The 18,050-nt window shown below is 59.6% G+C and carries 12 protein-coding genes and 1 pseudogene; 4 read left to right on the top strand and 9 right to left on the bottom strand.

Going from position 1 to position 18,050, the window contains the following annotated elements; genetic code table 11:
• Positions 1 to 559: 559 nt before the first annotated feature.
• Together BLT55_RS08805 and BLT55_RS08800 are read right to left on the bottom strand one after the other, a co-directional pair.
• Positions 560 to 1,054, bottom strand: a complete 495-nt coding sequence (locus tag BLT55_RS08805) for a DUF934 domain-containing protein (protein ID WP_007251828.1) — start codon at positions 1,052 to 1,054, stop codon at positions 560 to 562.
• Positions 1,038 to 2,696, bottom strand: coding sequence for a nitrite/sulfite reductase (locus BLT55_RS08800; RefSeq protein ID WP_054999338.1), 1,659 nt, complete (start codon positions 2,694 to 2,696; stop codon positions 1,038 to 1,040). The genes BLT55_RS08805 and BLT55_RS08800 overlap by 17 nt, the downstream gene beginning before the upstream one ends.
• Positions 2,697 to 3,255: 559 nt before the next feature.
• Here BLT55_RS08800 and BLT55_RS08795 point away from each other — a divergent pair.
• A complete protein-coding gene (locus tag BLT55_RS08795; protein ID WP_054999339.1) occupies positions 3,256 to 4,353 on the top strand; it encodes an ABC transporter substrate-binding protein in 1,098 nt (365 codons plus the stop codon).
• Between the two features lie 54 nt (positions 4,354 to 4,407).
• Here the strand turns inward: BLT55_RS08795 and metH are convergent, their stop codons facing one another.
• Positions 4,408 to 8,127, bottom strand: coding sequence for a methionine synthase (gene metH, locus BLT55_RS08790; protein ID WP_054999340.1), 3,720 nt, complete (start codon positions 8,125 to 8,127; stop codon positions 4,408 to 4,410).
• A 339-nt stretch (positions 8,128 to 8,466) separates the two neighbouring features.
• Here metH and BLT55_RS08785 point away from each other — a divergent pair, with 339 nt between their 5' ends.
• Positions 8,467 to 9,489, top strand: coding sequence for an acyltransferase family protein (locus BLT55_RS08785; protein WP_054999341.1), 1,023 nt, complete (start codon positions 8,467 to 8,469; stop codon positions 9,487 to 9,489).
• A 70-nt stretch (positions 9,490 to 9,559) separates the two neighbouring features.
• Entirely contained in the window at positions 9,560 to 10,153 is a 594-nt protein-coding gene (gene nfuA / locus BLT55_RS08780) for a Fe-S biogenesis protein NfuA (protein WP_007251835.1), read from the top strand.
• 179 nt (positions 10,154 to 10,332) lie between these two features.
• On the opposite strand, the gene BLT55_RS08775 is transcribed toward nfuA, so the two are convergent.
• From BLT55_RS08775 to BLT55_RS08760, 4 genes are read right to left on the bottom strand one after another with little or no spacing between them, the layout of a single operon-like run.
• Positions 10,333 to 12,282 (bottom strand): acetyl/propionyl/methylcrotonyl-CoA carboxylase subunit alpha, encoded by a 1,950-nt coding sequence (locus BLT55_RS08775; RefSeq protein ID WP_054999342.1) that lies wholly within the window; start codon positions 12,280 to 12,282, stop codon positions 10,333 to 10,335.
• Positions 12,279 to 13,139 carry a gamma-carboxygeranoyl-CoA hydratase gene (locus BLT55_RS08770; RefSeq protein ID WP_054999344.1) on the bottom strand — a complete coding sequence of 287 codons (861 nt, stop codon included), beginning with the start codon at positions 13,137 to 13,139 and terminating at the stop codon, positions 12,279 to 12,281. The genes BLT55_RS08775 and BLT55_RS08770 overlap by 4 nt, the downstream gene beginning before the upstream one ends.
• Before the next feature lie 8 nt (positions 13,140 to 13,147).
• Positions 13,148 to 14,755 carry a carboxyl transferase domain-containing protein gene (locus BLT55_RS08765; RefSeq protein WP_054999343.1) on the bottom strand — a complete coding sequence of 536 codons (1,608 nt, stop codon included), beginning with the start codon at positions 14,753 to 14,755 and terminating at the stop codon, positions 13,148 to 13,150.
• A gap of 13 nt (positions 14,756 to 14,768) precedes the next feature.
• Positions 14,769 to 15,932, bottom strand: a complete 1,164-nt coding sequence (locus BLT55_RS08760; protein WP_074800309.1) for an isovaleryl-CoA dehydrogenase — start codon at positions 15,930 to 15,932, stop codon at positions 14,769 to 14,771.
• Positions 15,933 to 16,162: 230 nt separating this feature from the next.
• On the opposite strand from BLT55_RS08760, the pseudogene BLT55_RS33920 reads away from it, so the two are divergent.
• Positions 16,163 to 16,419 (top strand): annotated as a pseudogene (locus BLT55_RS33920) (hypothetical protein).
• Between the two features lie 281 nt (positions 16,420 to 16,700).
• Here the strand turns inward: BLT55_RS33920 and BLT55_RS08750 are convergent.
• Together BLT55_RS08750 and BLT55_RS08745 are read right to left on the bottom strand one after the other, a co-directional pair.
• Positions 16,701 to 17,600 carry a hydroxymethylglutaryl-CoA lyase gene (locus tag BLT55_RS08750; protein WP_055000521.1) on the bottom strand — a complete coding sequence of 300 codons (900 nt, stop codon included), beginning with the start codon at positions 17,598 to 17,600 and terminating at the stop codon, positions 16,701 to 16,703.
• Between the two features lie 16 nt (positions 17,601 to 17,616).
• Positions 17,617 to 18,009, bottom strand: a complete 393-nt coding sequence (locus tag BLT55_RS08745; RefSeq protein WP_007251841.1) for a MerR family transcriptional regulator — start codon at positions 18,007 to 18,009, stop codon at positions 17,617 to 17,619.
• Positions 18,010 to 18,050 lie beyond the last annotated feature (41 nt).

Below are 18,050 nucleotides of genomic sequence, written 5' to 3'. Positions count from 1 at the left end.
GTGCCGATGCCAGGGGGCAAGCGTTAACCTCAGCTATCGTGCGACGCTCCGCGTCGTCATGCAGTGTCGTGACGCTCTGCGTCACAACCCTGCGCTGAGCCGCCCATCAAGATCGGACGCAGAGCGTCCAGAACTGCGTTTCCACGCTGGAGCGTGCTGAACGATATCCCCCGACTATGCATATAAACAAAAGCGCTTTTTTATCACGATGGGACTGACGACGCCTATCGCGACGTAAGTGACGGCTGAGTCCTGGCGCTGATCCGGGGGATGCGAGGCAGGACGCCGAGCAAGCCGCACCGGGCCATGGATGGCCCGTTGCGGCGGCCCCCGGATCAGTGTCAGGACGAAGGAACTCGACGAAGTCGGGCCGGAAACGGAGCCGGGATTTTGGTTACTTTGATCCTTCAAAGTCACTCGCCGAGGGGCGAAAAGGTGACTTGAGTCTTATCTAAATCTACCTGACGTCGCAGAGCCCTTTTGTGACGCGCAGCGCCACAAAAGAGGACGCAGAGCGTCGGCACGCTAGTCATAATCCGGAGTAAGCTGGTGGCGAGAATCAGCGCCTGCGGAACAACGGCAATGGCTCGTCAGTTGCCGCTTGGTACGTCACCGAAAAATCCTTCAGGCCTTCCAGCGCTTCATACGGATCTTTGTCAGCACGCACCGCGAAAGCGTCGAAGCCGCAGCGACGCATGTAGAACAACTGGTCACGCAACACATCGCCAATCGCCCGCAGCTCGCCCTTGTAACCATAACGCTCACGCAACAGACGCGCGTTCGAGAAGCTGCGGCCGTCGGTGAACGCAGGGAAGTTCAGGGCAATGACCTGAAACTGGTCGACATCAGCACCGATTTCTTCCGCTTCTTCGTCGCTGTCCAGCCACACACCCAGGCCGCCGTCGCGTGCCTTGAGGGCGTGCGAATGCTCGCGCCACAGCGCCAGCGGAACGATCAGATCGTCGCAGTTGGACAGGCTGTCAAAGGTCGTCTCCTTGGGCAGCAGATGCCAGGTTTCGTCGATGACCTCGTTGTTCTTAATGATTCGCTGCATAGACGCGCTCCTTGAAAGGGTCAATGCCAATACGCTGAAAGGTGTCGATGAAGCGTTCGTCTTCGTTACGCTTCTCGACGTAGACGTCGATCAGCTTCTCGATCACGTCCGGCATCGCGTCCTGGGCGAACGAAGGGCCAAGGATCTTGCCCAGGCTCGCATCACGGCTGGCACTGCCGCCGAGCGAAACCTGGTAGAACTCTTCGCCTTTCTTGTCGACGCCCAGAATGCCGATGTGGCCGACGTGGTGGTGACCGCAGGCGTTCATGCAGCCGGAAATATTCAGGTCCAGCTCACCGATATCGAACAGGTAATCCAGATCGTCGAAGCGGCGCTGGATGGATTCGGCAATCGGGATCGACTTGGCGTTGGCCAGCGAGCAGAAATCACCACCCGGGCAGCAGATAATGTCAGTCAACAAGCCGATGTTAGGGGTCGCAAAGCCGTTTTCGCGCAGCTCGTTCCACAGTGCGAACAATTGGGCCTGCTCGACATCGGCAAGGATGATGTTCTGCTCGTGGGAAGTGCGCAGCTGACCGAAGCTGTAGCGGTCGGCCAGATCGGCGACGGCGTCGAGCTGTTTGTCGGTCAGGTCGCCCGGCGCCACGCCGGTTGGCTTGAGCGACAGGGTCACCGCAATGTAGCCCGGCTTCTTGTGAGCCAGTACATTGCGCTGACGCCAGCGGGCGAAGCCCGGATGCTGGGCATCGAGCGCGGCCAGTTCAGCGTGTTGATCGCTGAGAGCCTTGTATTGCGGGTCGACGAAATGCCGCGAGACGCGCTGCACTTCGGCTTCGGTCAGGGTGGTCTGGCCGCCACGCAAGTGGGCCATCTCCGCCTCGACTTTCGCCGCGAACACTTCAGGGGTCAATGCCTTGACCAGAATCTTGATGCGCGCCTTGTACTTGTTGTCGCGACGACCGTAGCGGTTATAGACCCGCAAAATGGCGTCCAGGTAGCTAAGCAGGTCCTGCCACGGCAGAAACTCGTTGATGAACGCGCCGACCACCGGAGTACGGCCCAGCCCGCCACCGACCAGGACCCGGAAGCCCAGTTCGCCAGCGTCGTTATGCACCGGTTCAAGCCCGATGTCATGAACTTCGATCGCTGCGCGGTCGCTGGTCGAGCCGTTGATGGCGATCTTGAATTTGCGCGGCAGGTAGGCAAACTCCGGGTGAAAGGTGGTCCACTGACGAACGATCTCGCACCATGGGCGCGGGTCGATCAGCTCATCGGCGGCAACCCCGGCAAACTGGTCGGTGGTCACGTTGCGCAGGCAGTTGCCGCTGGTCTGGATGGCGTGCATCTGCACGGTTGCCAGCTCGGCAAGAATATCCGGCACGTCTTCAAGCGCCGGCCAGTTGAACTGCACATTCTGACGGGTGCTGATGTGCGCGTAGCCCTTGTCATAATCGCGAGCGATCTTTGCCATCATGCGCGCCTGGCGCGACGTCAGTTGGCCGTACGGTACGGCGACGCGCAGCATCGGCGCGAAACGCTGAACATACAGCCCGTTTTGCAGGCGCAACGGTCGAAACTCTTCCTCGCTCAGCTCCCCGGCCAGATAGCGGCGGGTCTGATCCCGGAACTGCTTGACGCGGTCCTCGATGATCCTCTGATCGTAATCGTCGTATACGTACATATAGGTCCTGTTCTCAGGCTTCGTCATGAAGCAGGTCAGTCGCGTGAAAGTCCGGGCGGCAACACCTGTCGTTCGCTGTCTGCCTGCTTCATCTGGTCAATTCTGCGCGCACGGCCGCGCACTCCCCGGGGAGCGGAGGCGACGATAGCAGTTTGCAGATATCGATAAAAGTGATGTTTATATATATGCAAATCACTAAAAGCGATAAGCAATTCGACGCGGGTTCATATCCCTGCTTGCCGTGTGGTCAAGACTCGACTTAACTGAGGTTGTTACCGTGAAGAAAGTGGCCAGACCTGATTTTTCATGTGCAATCACCTACAAAACCGACAAGAGGCGATGCGATGAGCAAGCACCCGAAAGTAACCAAGCCAAGCAAGTCTGTTGATGCCTGGGCTATTCTTTTCATTGTCATTCTGGCCGTTGCCGCCGCGCTGTTCTGGGTCAGCAGCCGGTAACCTTCCGGATAAAGATTTGCCCTTGCCTCCAGAACCTTGCAGGTGCGGCCGATAGCTCGCCTGTAAAGCGACTAATCGCTGGTGTCTCAAGGCTCAATGGTATGAAGGCGTGTCTCCGATGGCTGATCGTGCTCGGCTGGCTGTGGTCCGCTACTTCAGGTGCCGCTTCTGTGGTGTTCATAAGCCCCGGTTCGGAAACCGACGGTTACTGGCAGAGCTATTCAAGGGTGATGCAGACGGCTGCCCTCACAACCGGCATGTCTCTTAAAATACTCTACACCGATCGCGACACACGAACCTTGATCGCCATGGCACGGAAAACCTTGCAGGGCGACGAGCGGCCGGACTATCTGCTGTTCTCCAACGAGCTGAACGTGGCTCCGGAGATCCTGCGCCTGTCCATCGGCAGCGGGGTCAAGCTGTTTGCGGTCAATAACACGCTGACCGCCGACCAGATGCGCATTCTGGGCGATCTGCAGGTTCGCTATCCGGATTTCATCGGCAGCCTGGTCGGCAATGACGAGGAGGGCGGTTACCTGACCGCCAAGCGGCTCATCAGCCTCGCGCCTCGTTCTACCGAGGGGGCGACCGTTGAAATGCTGGCCTTTTCCGGAACCAATACCACCGCCGTTTCGCTGCTGCGTGAAAAGGGCATGCTGCGTGCTGTTGCCGAACACCCCGACGTGCATCTGCGGCAAATCGTCCTCAGCGGATGGCGGCGTGATCGGGCGCTGGAGCAGGCCCGCGTACTGTTCAAGCGCCACCCGGACATTCGTCTGGTATGGGCGGCCAATGAACTGATGGCATTTGGCGCCATGGAAGCCTTGCGCGAGCGCGGCGGTCTGCCGGGCAGGGACATGGTATTCAGCGCCATCAACGGCACGGCCCTTTCATTGCAAGCGCAATTGAATGGCAGCCTCAGCGTGGTTGCCACCGGCCATTTCACCCTGGGAGGCTGGGCCATCATTCTTCTGCATCGCTACGATGCCACCCAGTTGCATGCTCGTCAGCCATTGGGGGCGCGAACCATCGACGTTGTGCACCTGGTCGAGCCGCAGGATACGCAGCGCTTTCTGGAGGCGGCCCGCAACGAACGTTACCAGCTCGACACACGAGCCTTTGACGCGCAGGCATCGGGTGAGAAGTCGCCGTTTTCGCTGAAAGGCATGTTGCCGCCGGCCGCGCAAGGCAGCCAGTAGGCGGCTGGTGTCACAGGTGCAGCCGAACGGGTGTCGGCTGCACCTATGAGGGCATTACTCGTCGTAGCCCAGGTTGGGTGCCAGCCAGCGCTCGGTCACGCTCAGGTCCTGGCCTTTGCGCGCCGTGTAGCTTTCGACCTGATCCTTGTCGACCTTGCCCACTGCAAAATACTGCGCCTGCGGATGAGCGAAATACCAGCCGCTGACTGCCGCCGCAGGGAACATCGCGTAATGCTCGGTGAGGAATACACCACTTTTACCTGGCGTATGCTCCGGGGTGCCTTCGGGGAGCGGATCGAGCAGGGCGAACAGAGTGCCTTTTTCCGTGTGATCAGGGCATGCCGGATAGCCAGGAGCCGGGCGAATACCCATGTATTGCTCCTTGATCAGCGATTCGTTGTCCAGCGCTTCGTCTTTGGCATAGCCCCAGTATTCCTTGCGCACCTGCTGGTGCAGCCATTCGGCGCAGGCCTCGGCGAGGCGGTCGGCCAGCGCTTTGACCATGATCGAGTTGTAGTCGTCGCCTTTGTCCTGATAGGCCTTGGCAATCTCTTCGGCACCGATGCCGGCGGTGGTGATGAAGCCACCAATGTAGTCGGTCAGGCCGCTGTCTTTGGGCGCGACGAAGTCGGCCAGCGATAAGTTCGGCTTGCCGTCAGGCTTGATGGTCTGCTGACGCAAGTGATGAAGTGTTGCCAGCGGTTTGCCGTCATCAGCGTAGACTTGCAGATCGTCATCGTTGACCTGATTGGCTGGCCAGAAACCGAACACCGCACGCGCGCTGATCAGCTTCTCGTCGATCAGCTTGCGCAGCATCTGCCGAGCATCTTCAAACAACGCGGTAGCGGCCTCACCGACCACTTCGTCGGTCAGGATGCGCGGGTACTTGCCGGCCAGGTCCCACGAGATGAAAAACGGTGTCCAGTCGATATATTCGGCCAGCACGTTCAGGTCGATGTCCTGCAGAACGCGAGTGCCGGTGAAGGTCGGCTTGGCGGGGATGTAGTTTTCCCAGTCGAACTGCGGCTTTTTCGCCACCGCTGCGCCATAGCTCAGGCGTTCGGTGCGCGCGCTGCGGGCCGAGGTGCGCTCGCGCACTTCGATGTATTCCAGGCGGGTCTTTTCGATGAACGCCGGTTTCAGCTCCTTGGACAGCAACTGCGTCGCGACGCCGACGGCACGGGACGCGTCGGTGACGTAAATCACTGCATCGTTGCTGTACTTGGGCTCGATCTTGACTGCCGTGTGCGCTTTGGAGGTGGTTGCGCCGCCGATCATCAACGGCAGGTGGAAGTCCTGACGCTGCATTTCACGGGCAACGTGCACCATTTCGTCCAGCGACGGGGTGATCAGCCCGGACAGACCGATGATGTCGCACTTCTCGTCGCGGGCCACCTGCAGGATTTTCTCGGCAGGCACCATCACGCCCAGATCGACAATGTCATAACCGTTACAGCCCAGCACCACGCCGACAATGTTCTTGCCGATGTCGTGAACGTCGCCCTTGACCGTGGCCATGAGGATCTTGCCCTTGGCTTCGGGCTTGTCGCCTTTTTCCAGTTCGATGAACGGGATCAAGTGCGCCACCGCCTGCTTCATCACGCGGGCCGATTTGACCACCTGCGGCAGGAACATCTTGCCCGCGCCGAACAGGTCGCCCACCACGTTCATGCCCGCCATCAGGGGGCCTTCGATTACCTCGATGGGGCGGGTGAAGCCCAGGCGCGATTCTTCGGTGTCCTGCACGATGTGCGTGGTGATGCCCTTGACCAGCGCGTGTTCCAGCCGCTGATTGACCGGCCAGCTGCGCCATTCCTCGGTTTCGGCTTCTTTTACGCTGCCGTCGCCCTTGTACTTGTCGGCAATCGCCAGCAGGGCGTCGGTGCCGTCCGCCGTGCGGTTGAGCACCACGTCTTCCACGCAATCACGCAACTCGGCCGGGATCTGATCGTAGATTTCCAGCTGCCCGGCATTGACGATGCCCATGCTCAGGCCGTTACGGATCGCATGCAGCAGGAACACCGAGTGAATCGCCTCGCGCACCGGATTGTTGCCGCGGAACGAGAAGGAGACGTTGGACACACCGCCCGAGGTCAGGGCGTACGGCAGTTCATCACGGATGTAGGCACAGGCATTGATGAAGTCGACGGCGTAGTTGTTGTGCTCTTCGATGCCGGTGGCGATGGCAAAGATGTTCGGGTCGAAAATGATGTCTTCCGGCGGGAAGCCCACTTCGTCGACCAGAATGTCGTAGGAACGTTTGCAGATTTCCTTCTTGCGCGCCTCGGTATCGGCCTGGCCCTGTTCATCGAACGCCATGACCACCACCGCAGCGCCATAACGCTTGCACAGGCGAGCATGATGGATGAACTGCTCGACGCCTTCTTTCATGCTGATCGAATTGACGATGCCCTTGCCCTGAATGCACTTCAGGCCGGCTTCGATCACTTCCCATTTGGAGGAGTCGATCATGATCGGCACGCGAGAGATATCCGGCTCGCCTGCGATCAAGTTGAGGAAGGTCACCATGGCCTTCTTCGAGTCGAGCATCCCTTCGTCCATGTTGATGTCGATCACCTGGGCACCGGCTTCGACCTGCTGCAGGGCGACTTCCAGCGCTTCGGTGTAGTTGTCTTCACGAATCAGGCGGGCAAAGCGGGCAGAGCCGGTGATGTTGGTGCGCTCGCCGACGTTGACGAACAGCGACTGACGATCGATGGTGAACGGTTCGAGACCTGACAGGCGACAGGCTTTCGGGATATCCGGAATCTCACGCGGCGCGTAGCCGGAAACGGCTTCGGCAATCGCCTTGATGTGCGCAGGCGTGGTGCCGCAGCAGCCGCCGACGATGTTCAGAAAGCCGCTTTGGGCGAATTCTTCAATGATCTTCGCGGTCTGGCTCGGTAATTCGTCGTATTCACCGAAAGCATTGGGCAGGCCGGCGTTGGGGTGCGCAGACACATGCGTATTGGCCTTGTTGGCCAGCTCTTGCAGATAAGGACGCAGCTCGCTCGCGCCCAATGCGCAGTTCAAACCAACCGAGATCGGTTTGGCGTGGCTGATCGAATTCCAGAACGCTTCGGTGGTCTGCCCGGACAGCGTGCGCCCCGAGGCGTCGGTGATGGTGCCGGAAATCATGATCGGCAGTTCGACGCCCAGCTCTTCGAATACGCCCTGTACGGCAAAAATCGCGGCTTTGGCGTTCAATGTGTCGAAAATGGTTTCGATCAGAATCAGGTCAGCGCCGCCTTCGATCAGGCCCTTGGTGGCTTCGGTGTAGTTCTCCACCAGTTCATCGAACGTGACGTTGCGATAGCCGGGGTTGTTGACGTCCGGTGACAGCGAGCAGGTCCGGCTGGTCGGGCCCAGCACACCGGCGACAAACCGCGGTTTTTCGGGGGTTTCGAGGGTCTTGGCGTCTGCCACCTTGCGCGCCAGACGAGCGCCTTCGACGTTCAGCTCATAGACGATCGATTCCATGCCGTAATCGGCCTGGGACACTTGGGTGGCGTTGAACGTGTTGGTTTCGAGAATGTCGGCGCCCGCATCGAGGTAGGCTTTTTCAATCGCGCCGATCACATCGGGGCGAGTCAGGATCAACAGGTCGTTGTTGCCTTTGACATCGCTCGGCCAGTCGGCGAAACGCTTGCCCCGGTAGTCCTGCTCTTCGAGCCGGTAGCTCTGAATCATCGTGCCCATGCCACCATCGAGGATCAGAATCCTCTGTTTGAGAGCGTCGAGAAAGGCTTGATGGCGGGCGCTGCGGTCAGACATGGGGGCTACCTTGAGAAGGTCGATGCTTTAAAGAGCGCGATGATAACAAACCGGAACGCTTTTGGTGCAGATGTGCCTTTTGCATGAAATTCATTCATGTTAAGAGGGCGGTTGACATGACAGTGCTCTGCGCTTTGGCAAACAGCGCCACAGGTATCGGACCAGCGCACTTTAGCGCTGCATGCATTGCGGGGTATGGCCTGCGGCCATCGTCGTTTCCTGAACGAGAGGCTTTTTTTGCGATCTTTTTTTCAAAAGCGGGGTCGGAAATGGGGCGCGCCATGTGCCACCGGGTTTTTTGGGGCAGTGGTTGAAAGTCAGGCAGCAGAGGTTTCAGTGATGTTGATTTCGGTTCAGGCCCTGCGGGCATTTGCTGCATGGTTTGTGGTATGCCACCACTTCATGCAGATTTTTTTCGACTTTAAGGCCAGTGGTCCTATCGGTGAGTTTTTTGTTTCCAAAGGCGCCGTCGGCGTCGATATCTTTTTCGTCATCAGCGGTCTGGTGATCTTTCTGTCCACGCAAGACAAGGAAATACCTGCACGGCGCTTCATTCTGCACCGCCTGATCAGAATCGTTCCGGCCTATTGGCTGTATACCGTCGCCATGGGCTTGCTGCTGTTGATTGCAGCACCGATGCTGCCGCATCAGGTCATCGGCTGGCAGAACTTTCTTCTGTCGCTGATCTTCATTCCCTCGGAAAACCCCGGCGGTTATGGCCTGTACCCGACGCTGAACGTCGGCTGGACGCTCAACTACGAAATGTTCTTCTATCTGTTGTTTTCGATGGTGTTTCTGTTCGAGCAGCGCCATCGACCGCTGATCATTGCGGCTGCGCTGTTCGCCGTCTGTGAGGTGCTGGCGAAGGCTGGCCTGATCAGCCGCTTTTACGGCAATGACATTGTTTACGAGTTCCTGCTGGGTATTGGCATCGGCATCCTTTATCGCCGTGGCCTGATTCGCAATGCCCTGTGGTTGCCATTGGCCGGCATCGCGGTGGGGCTGTATGCGATCAATAACCTGACCAACGAGCAACGGTTACTCAACTGGGGCCTGCCTAGCGCGTTGATCGTGCTGTCGTGTATCTCCCTGGAACCGTATTTCAGAGGCAGCCGCCTGCTCAAAGTGTTGGGGGACTGCTCCTACTCGGTGTATCTGCTGCACGTGCTGGTGTTATATGGCGGTTTACTGATGGCGCAACGCTTCGGCCTGAGTCCTTATGTTGTGTTTGCATTCTGCGTGCCGATCATCGCCATCGGCGCGTGGGTCAGCTACGAGTGGATAGAGAAGGGCCTTTATCAGCGCATCAAGGGCTGGCTGGACGGGCGGCGGCAGGTCAATCGAGCGCAGGCGTTAACCTGACAAAAATACTAGGACTTTGTGTGCGGCGGCCGATTGGCGTAAACTGCACGCACGTCTGCGAGGAATATTCATGACCGCTATCACTATTACCGATGCCGCCCACGATTATCTGGCCGATCTGCTGGAAAAGCAGAATACCCCAGGCATCGGCATCCGCGTGTTTATCACCCAGCCCGGCACTCAATATGCCGAAACCTGCATCGCCTACTGCAAGCCGGGCGAAGAAAAGCCCGAAGACAAGGCCATCGGCCTGAAGAGTTTCACGGCCTGGATCGACGGTTTCAGTGAGGCTTTTCTGGACGATGCGGTCGTTGACTACGCCACCGATCGCATGGGCGGCCAACTGACCATCAAGGCACCAAATGCCAAGGTTCCGATGGTCAACGCCGACAGCCCGATCAACGAGCGTATCAACTACTACCTGCAAACCGAAATCAACCCGGGCCTTGCCAGCCACGGTGGTCAGGTTAGCCTGATCGACGTGGTCGAAGAAGAGGCGAAGCATATCGCCGTTCTGCAATTTGGCGGTGGCTGCCAAGGCTGTGGTCAGGCCGATGTGACCCTCAAAGAGGGCATCGAGCGCACGTTGCTCGAGCGTATTCCCGAGCTGTCGGGTGTTCGCGATGTGACGGACCATACGCAGAAAGAAAACGCTTACTACTGAGTCGTTTTTGCTGCAAAGAAACGCTCTGGCCTGGCCGGGGCGTTTTTGGTTGCGCTGCAAAATGTGGCGCTAGCGTCATAAAGCTGCTGCACTGGCCTCTTCGCGAGCCAGCGAAGCGTCGCCCGGCTCGCTCCCACGCTTGATAAGCGCTGGGCCAGGTTTTTGCGCGCACGGATGGTTCAGGCCATCTCCACCAGTACCGCACCTTCAGCGACCATTTCGCCCTCCCGGCAGTACAGCGCAGTGATCACGCCGGCGCTGGCTGCGCGGATGCTGTGTTCCATCTTCATCGCCTCCAGTACCACCAATTGCGCTCCGGCCTCGACTGCCTGTCCCGTCTCGACCAATACGCGCACGATGCTGCCGTTCATAGGCGCAATCAAGCCGCCTTGCTGGCTTTGGCCCGCGTCCACTTGGGCCACCGGGTCTGCTTTACTGAGGGTGTGCAGGTCTCCCTCCCATTTGAGATAAAGCGTGTCGCCGCGACGGATCGCCAAGTGGTGACGGCGCACGCCGTTGCACTCAATGCTCAACCAGTCGCCATCCAGCGCGAACAATGATGCGCTGCTGTTGCGCAGGCGGACGGTGCGGGTCTGGCCGTTGCAACTCAATTGCAGATCGCGCTCGGCTGGCATGCCTGCGCGCCAGCCGCTTGGGGATGACCAGGGTGAATGCGGGTCAGCCGGGTGGATCCGGGCCGGTTCGCTTTGGCTGAACGCTTCGCCAGCCACCTGCCAGAAGACCTCGCTGAGTTCGATGGTGCCGGGCAGCAGCTGAGACTGATGGCGCGCAATGAAGCCGGTGTCCAGTTCGGCGGCGGCAAACGCCGGGTGGGCGATAATGCGCCGCAGAAACGCCAGATTGGTCCTGACTCCGCCGACCGCACACTCGTCGAGCATCGCCAGCAGGCGCAGACGCGCTTCTTCACGCGTCTCGCCCCAGGCGATCAGCTTGCCGAGCATCGGATCGTAGAAGGGGGAAACACTGTCACCCTCGGCCACGCCGCTGTCCACACGTCTGCCGATGCCTTGGACAGGTTCGCGATACAGGTTCAGCGTGCCGGTCGCGGGCAGGAAGTCGTTGGCCGGGTCTTCAGCGTAGAGCCGCACTTCGATGGCATGCCCGATCAGCGGAACCTGCGCCTGAGTGATCGGCAGCGGCTCACCACGCGCCACGCGGATCTGCCACTCGACCAGATCCAGCCCGGTAATGTATTCGGTCACCGGGTGCTCGACTTGCAGGCGCGTGTTCATCTCCATGAAGAAGAACTCGCCGCGTGCGTCCAGCAGGAATTCCACAGTGCCCGCGCCTACGTAGCCAATCGCCTGCGCCGCCTTGACTGCCGCCTCACCGATGGCTTTGCGCAACTCAGTCGTCTGACCCGGTGCCGGCGCCTCTTCGACCACTTTCTGGTGGCGGCGCTGAATCGAGCAGTCGCGCTCATTGAGGTACAGGCAATGACCGTGCTGATCGGCAAACACCTGAATCTCGACGTGACGCGGTGAAAGCACGTATTTTTCCACCAGCATTCGCGCATCGCCGAACGACGACTGCGCCTCACGCTGCGCCGAAGCCAGCGCTTCTGCCAGTTCGCTGGCTTGTTCGACCACTTTCATGCCTTTGCCACCGCCGCCAGCGGTGGCCTTGAGCAAGACCGGGTAGCCGATTCGTTCGGCAGCCGCCGCGAATGTTTCGCCGTCTTGCGCAGCGCCGTGATAGCCCGGCACCAAAGGCACCCCCGCGTTTTCCATCAATGTTTTGGCTGCCGACTTGCTGCCCATGGCATCAATGGCCGAGGCGGGTGGGCCGAGGAATATCAACCCGGCGTCTTCTACAGCTCGCGCGAAATCGGCGTTTTCGGAAAGAAAACCATAACCGGGATGGATCGCTTGCGCGCCGCTCGCCCGTGCGGCGTCGATCAGCTTGTCGATCATCAGGTAGCTGTCTGCGGCTTTGCTTCCACCCAGATCCACGCGGATATCCGCTTCCCGGCTATGCCGCGCATCGTGGTCGATGGCGCTGTGCACGGCAACCGTGGTCAGGCCCATGTTTTTCGCGCTGCGCATGATGCGACAGGCTATTTCGCCCCGATTGGCGATCAACAGCGTGTTCAGCTGTGGCGTGCTCATGATTGCGAGTCCTTGTGGGGTTCGGTCGGGGCAGGGCGCTCGCTGGCCTGTTCGTCAGGCGCACGCTGCCAGCCCGGCGCACGCTTCTGCAGAAAAGCGCGCAGGCCTTCTTGGCCTTCGGCGCTGGTGCGGATGCGGGATATGGCGCTTTCACAGTAACGACGCAGCGCAGGCGTCAACTCGCCACTGCCCACTTCACGAAGCAATTCCTTGCTGACACGCATGGCCTGCGGGCTGTTGAGCAGCAGGTTATCGATCCATTCGGTCGTTTTGGCTTCCAGTTCCGCGCTTGCATAGCACTCGGCGATCAGGCCGATCTGCTGCGCACGCTGGCCGTCGAAGCGTTCGGCGGTCAGCGCATAGCGACGTGCCGCACGCTCACCAATGGCCTGCACCACGAACGGGCTGATGACCGCCGGGGCGAGGCCGATACGTACTTCAGAGAGGCAGAACTGCGCATCTTCACCAGCGATGGCCATGTCGCAACAACTGATCAGGCCCAGCGCGCCGCCAAAGGCTGCACCCTGCACCACGGCCAGCGTCGGGAGTTTCAGTCTGGCGAGGTTGTACATCAACTCGGCCAGCTCCCGTGCATCGTCCAGATTGGTGTTGTAGTCCAGATCGGCGGCCTGCTGCATCCAGGCCAGGTCGGCGCCTGCGCTGAAATGCCGGCCGCGGCCACGCAGCACCAGAAAACGCAGGCGGGTATCGGCCTGCAGCTGATCCAGGGCAATGATCAGCTCGCGAATCATTTGCGCGTTGAACGCATTGTTCTTGTCCGGGCGATTCAGCCAGAGCGTGGCGAAGCCTCGCGGATCGTCAATCAGTTCCAGGGTAGCGAATGAGGTCATGGTTATTTCCCCGCTTACATGCGGAACAGGCCGAAGGTCGTCGGCTCGATGGGCGCGTTGAGCGAGGCGGAGATAGCCAGCGCAAGGAGGTCGCGGGTCTGTGCCGGGTCGATGACGCCGTCGTCCCACAGACGGGCGCTGGAGTAATACGGATGACCCTGGTGTTCATACTGATCGAGAATCGGCTGTTTCAGCTCGGCCTGCTGTTGCGCACTGAATGCCTGTCCGGCACGTTCAGCCTGTTCGCACTTGACCTGCACCAGTACGCCTGCGGCCTGTTCGCCGCCCATCACGCCGATGCGCGCGTTGGGCCACATCCACAGAAAACGCGGATCGTAGGCGCGGCCACACATGCCGTAGTTACCGGCGCCGAAACTGCCGCCAATGATCACTGTGAATTTCGGCACCTTGGCGCAGGCCACGGCGGTGACCAGTTTGGCGCCATGCTTGGCGATGCCGCCTGCTTCGTACTTCTGGCCGACCATGAAACCGGTGATGTTCTGCAGAAACAGCAGCGGAATGCCGCGCTGGCAGGCCAGTTCGATGAAATGCGCGCCTTTCTGGGCGGCCTCGGCAAACAGAATGCCGTTATTGGCCAGAATGGCTATCGGGTAACCGTGCAGATGAGCGAAGCCGCAGACCAGCGTGGTGCCGAACAGCGCCTTGAATTCATCGAGCACCGACCCGTCGACCAGCCGGGCGATGACTTCACGCACGTCAGACGGTTGCTTGATGTCGGTCGGGATGATGCCGTACAGCTCGTCACTGGCGTATAACGGGGCGGTGGGCGTGATGACGTTCAACTGACCCTGCTTGCGCCAGTTGAGGTTGGCAACACTGCGCCGTGCCAGTGCCAACGCGTGTTCGTCGCTGTCGGCATAGTGATCGGCCACCCCGGACGTGCGGCAATGCACGTCGGCACCGCCGAGGTCCTCGGCACTCACCACTTCGCCCGTGGCGGCTTTCACCAGCGGCGGGCCAGCCAGAAAAATGGTCGCTTGCTGGCGCACCATGATCGCTTCGTCGGCCATGGCCGGAACATAAGCTCCACCCGCGGTGCAAGAGCCCATGACCACGGCAATCTGCGCAATGCCCTGAGCGCTCATGTTGGCCTGATTGAAGAAGATCCGCCCGAAGTGTTCACGATCCGGGAACACTTCGTCCTGACGCGGCAGGTTGGCACCGCCGGAATCCACCAGATAAATGCATGGCAGGCGATTCTGTTGGGCGATGGTCTGCGCCCGCAGATGCTTTTTGACGGTCAGCGGGTAGTAGGAGCCGCCTTTCACCGTGGCGTCATTGGCGATGATCATGCATTCGACGCCTTCCACCCGACCAATGCCGGCAATCACACCGGCCGCCGGGACGTCTTCACCATACACCTCGTGCGCAGCCAGTTGACCGATTTCCAGGAACGGCGAGCCGGTGTCCAGCAGGCGGTTGATGCGCTCACGTGGCAGCAGCTTGCCGCGCGAGGTATGACGTTCCTGGGCTTTTGGCCCGCCGCCTTGCTGGACGTTGTTCAGTTGGCTGCGCAAGTCTTCGACTTGCAATAGCAACGCCGCGCGGTTGCGCGAGAATTCGTCGGAGCGCGGGTTGATTCGGGTGTGCAGGATGGCCATGAGAGCTCCGGAATCAACGGGTTTCGTTAAACAGTTCGCGACCGATGAGCATGCGCCGGATTTCGCTGGTGCCTGCACCGATTTCGTACAGCTTGGCGTCGCGTAACAGTCGACCGGCCGGAAACTCGTTGATGTAGCCATTGCCGCCAAGAATCTGGATCGCGTCCAGTGCCATCTGGGTCGCCCGCTCGGCGCTGTACAGGATCACGCCTGCGGCGTCCGTGCGGGTGGTTTCGCCCCGATCGCAAGCCTGAGCAACCGCGTACAGATAAGCCCGGCTGGCGTTGAGCTGGGTGTACATGTCGGCAACCTTGCCCTGAATCAGCTGAAACTCACCGATGCTCTGGCCAAACTGTTTGCGGTCGTGAATGTACGGAACCACCACGTCCATGCAGGCCTGCATGATGCCGGTTGGCCCGCCGGAGAGGACCACACGCTCGTAATCCAGGCCGCTCATCAACACGCGAACGCCACCGTCGAGTGCGCCCAGCAGGTTCTCTTCTGGCACTTCGACATCGTCGAAAAACAGTTCGCAGGTATTGGAGCCGCGCATGCCGAGCTTGTCGAACTTGCTGCCGCGCGAGAAGCCTTTCCAGTCGCGCTCGACGATAAACGCACTGATGCCATGCGCGGCTTTCGCCAGGTCGGTCTTGGCGTAGATCACATAAGTGTCGGCATCCGGACCATTGGTAATCCAGGTTTTGCTGCCGTTGAGAATGTAACGGTCACCGCGCTTGTCTGCCCGCAGCTTCATCGACACCACGTCCGAGCCGGCATTGGGTTCGCTCATTGCCAGCGCGCCAACGTGCTCGCCGCTGACCAGCCGGGGCAGGTAACGGGCTTTCTGCTCGGGGTTGCCGTTACGGTTGATCTGGTTGACGCACAGATTGGAATGCGCGCCGTAGGACAGCGCCACCGATGCTGAGCCACGACTGATCTCTTCCATGGCGACCACATGCGCCAGATACCCGAGGCCCGCGCCGCCGTATTCTTCGCTGACAGTGATGCCCAGCACGCCCATCTCACCGAGTTTGCGCCACATGTCGGCCGGAAACAGATTATCCCTGTCGATCTGCGCAGCACGGGGGGAGAGCTCTGCGGCCACGAATGATTGCAACTGATCGCGGAGCATGTCGATGGTTTCGCCCAGGGCGAAGTTCAGGCTGAGGTAACTCATGAGCAGCGTTCCTGTTTTATTCTTGGAATTGATTTTAAACGGATTGGCTATGACCTTTACGTTAACGTAAGCCTGCGGATGAGCGCTGTCAACGTTCTGTTTAACGCGATCATGGGCTTCAGGAAGCGGCGAGAGCTGTGGGTGGGGGATAAACTATAGATGGGGGCCTGCGTGCCAGCACAGGCAACTCCCGGAAAGCACGAAGGGGAGCCTGGGCTCCCCTTCAAGGTATGTTGCTATGCTCGTTTTTGTTTGTCGGGAGGCCTGTTGTTGTTTTTGGCGACCTGGCCCTTCACATCTTTTTTGAGCGATCCACAAACGGGACCAAGAGCAAACGTATTTTTTTGAGCGCTGATGCCACTTTCATCGCATTGATCCAACCAATACGGGAGCTGCCTCGGGGCAGTTTTGTTGTTCTCTGTCTGGCTGCGAACGTCCTGCAAGGCAGGTCATTCAGAAAGCTATCCACTCCAAAAAAATCTGTTAGCTACGTCTCTGTCCGTGTTGTTCTTGTTATGTCAGAGCCGGTACGTATTGTTTTTATTGGGTTGTTGCGTACTTTTATTCTTGTTCTACGAAAGATATAGCAGGACCCGTGCCAGTTTTTCAAAGTCCCCGGAAACCGGATGTTTGAGGAATTTTCCGAGCATCGAATCAACTGATTCTGGTGTCGTTTGTTTCCGTGTTACCCATTTGTCTCGACAAGACGCGGGCAGGGTAACACTCCGTGACAATGTGTCGCACCCTGTTGCCGACCGGTGACGGTTGTCAGGCTGACAGCCGCGCTTTGGCCACACGCGAACCATTGTCGCGCCCCAGCACCTCGCAAATACGCTGACCGGCCGAGATGACCTGATCGAGATCGACGCCTGTCTCGATACCCAGCCCGCGCAGCATGTACAGCACGTCTTCGGTGGCGACATTGCCGCTTGCGCCTTTGGCATACGGGCAACCGCCGAGGCCTGCGACAGAGCTGTCGAAAACCTGGATGCCTTCTTCGAGACCGGCATAGATATTCACCAGCGCCTGGCCGTAAGTATCGTGAAAATGTCCGGCCAGCTTGCTGCGAGGGATGTGTGCCGCGACTGCATTGAACAGGGCGCGGGCAGCACCGGGCGTGCCGATGCCGATGGTGTCACCCAGCGAGATTTCGTAGCAGCCCATCGCATGCAGTTCGTTGGCCACTGAGGCGACCTGTTCGGGGGAGACATTGCCCTCATACGGGCAGCCCAACACGCAGGACACATAACCCCTGACCCGCAAGCCATGCAGACGCGCCGCTGCCATGATCGGTGCGAAGCGCTCCAGGCTTTCGCTGATCGAGCAGTTCAGGTTGCGTTGAGAGAAGGCTTCGCTTGCCGCCGCGAACACTGCAACTTCTCCGGCGCCGGCCGCCAGCGCGTCTTCGAACCCGCGCAGATTCGGCGTCAGGGCCGAGTAAATCACGTCTTCGCGGCGTTGGATTTGCGCCAACACCTGGGCCGAGCCTGCCATCTGTGGCACCCATCGAGACGACACGAAACTGCCGGCTTCAATGTGGCCAAGCCCGGCTGCGCTCAAGTCGTCGACCAGGCGCACCTTGTCCTCGATGCTGATCGGCAGTGCTTCATTCTGCAGGCCGTCACGCGGGCCGACTTCAACGATATTCACTTTTTGCGGGAGAGACATGGCAGTGCCCGTAGGGTCAGGTTGGCGTGGCAGCGGTTTTATCGAGTTCGGCGCGGCAGCGCTCTTCGGCGGTGTCCAGTTCCAGCTGCATCTGCTGGATGTCCAGCAGTTGCTGTTCCAGCTGTGCACGACGCTCGGTGATCTTGCCGAGCATGGTCTGCAATTGTTTTTGATTGCCGCCGCTTGGGTCGTACAGCGAAATCAGCTCTTTGCATTCGGCCAGCGAGAAGCCGATCCGCTTGCCGCGCAGGATCAGTTTCAGAGTGACTTTGTCGCGCGCCGAGTAGATGCGCTCCAGCCCCTTGCGCTCAGGGCTGAGCATGCCTTGCTCTTCATAGAAACGGATGGCGCGGGTAGTGATGTCAAGCTCGCGGGCGAGCTCGGAAATGCTGTAGGTGTGACTGCTCATGGCGACGCTCGGCGGGACTTCGGCTCTAACGTACGGTTGCT

This window comes from Pseudomonas cannabina (genome assembly GCF_900100365.1).
GTDB classification, from domain to species: domain Bacteria; phylum Pseudomonadota; class Gammaproteobacteria; order Pseudomonadales; family Pseudomonadaceae; genus Aquipseudomonas; species Aquipseudomonas cannabina.
This window is presented reverse-complemented; position numbering and strand designations above follow the sequence as displayed.

Bases quoted from the DNA above. Each gene is read 5' to 3' on its own strand.
- BLT55_RS08805 (WP_007251828.1), bottom strand. From the start codon at position 1,054: ATGCAGCGAATCATTAAGAACAACGAGGTCATCGACGAAACCTGGCAT.
- BLT55_RS08800 (WP_054999338.1), bottom strand. From the start codon at position 2,696: ATGTACGTATACGACGATTACGATCAGAGGATCATCGAGGACCGCGTC.
- BLT55_RS08795 (WP_054999339.1), top strand. From the start codon at position 3,256: ATGAAGGCGTGTCTCCGATGGCTGATCGTGCTCGGCTGGCTGTGGTCC.
- metH (WP_054999340.1), bottom strand. From the start codon at position 8,127: ATGTCTGACCGCAGCGCCCGCCATCAAGCCTTTCTCGACGCTCTCAAA.
- BLT55_RS08785 (WP_054999341.1), top strand. From the start codon at position 8,467: ATGTTGATTTCGGTTCAGGCCCTGCGGGCATTTGCTGCATGGTTTGTG.
- nfuA (WP_007251835.1), top strand. From the start codon at position 9,560: ATGACCGCTATCACTATTACCGATGCCGCCCACGATTATCTGGCCGAT.
- BLT55_RS08775 (WP_054999342.1), bottom strand. From the start codon at position 12,282: ATGAGCACGCCACAGCTGAACACGCTGTTGATCGCCAATCGGGGCGAA.
- BLT55_RS08765 (WP_054999343.1), bottom strand. From the start codon at position 14,755: ATGGCCATCCTGCACACCCGAATCAACCCGCGCTCCGACGAATTCTCG.
- BLT55_RS08760 (WP_074800309.1), bottom strand. From the start codon at position 15,932: ATGAGTTACCTCAGCCTGAACTTCGCCCTGGGCGAAACCATCGACATG.
- BLT55_RS08750 (WP_055000521.1), bottom strand. From the start codon at position 17,600: ATGTCTCTCCCGCAAAAAGTGAATATCGTTGAAGTCGGCCCGCGTGAC.
- BLT55_RS08745 (WP_007251841.1), bottom strand. From the start codon at position 18,009: ATGAGCAGTCACACCTACAGCATTTCCGAGCTCGCCCGCGAGCTTGAC.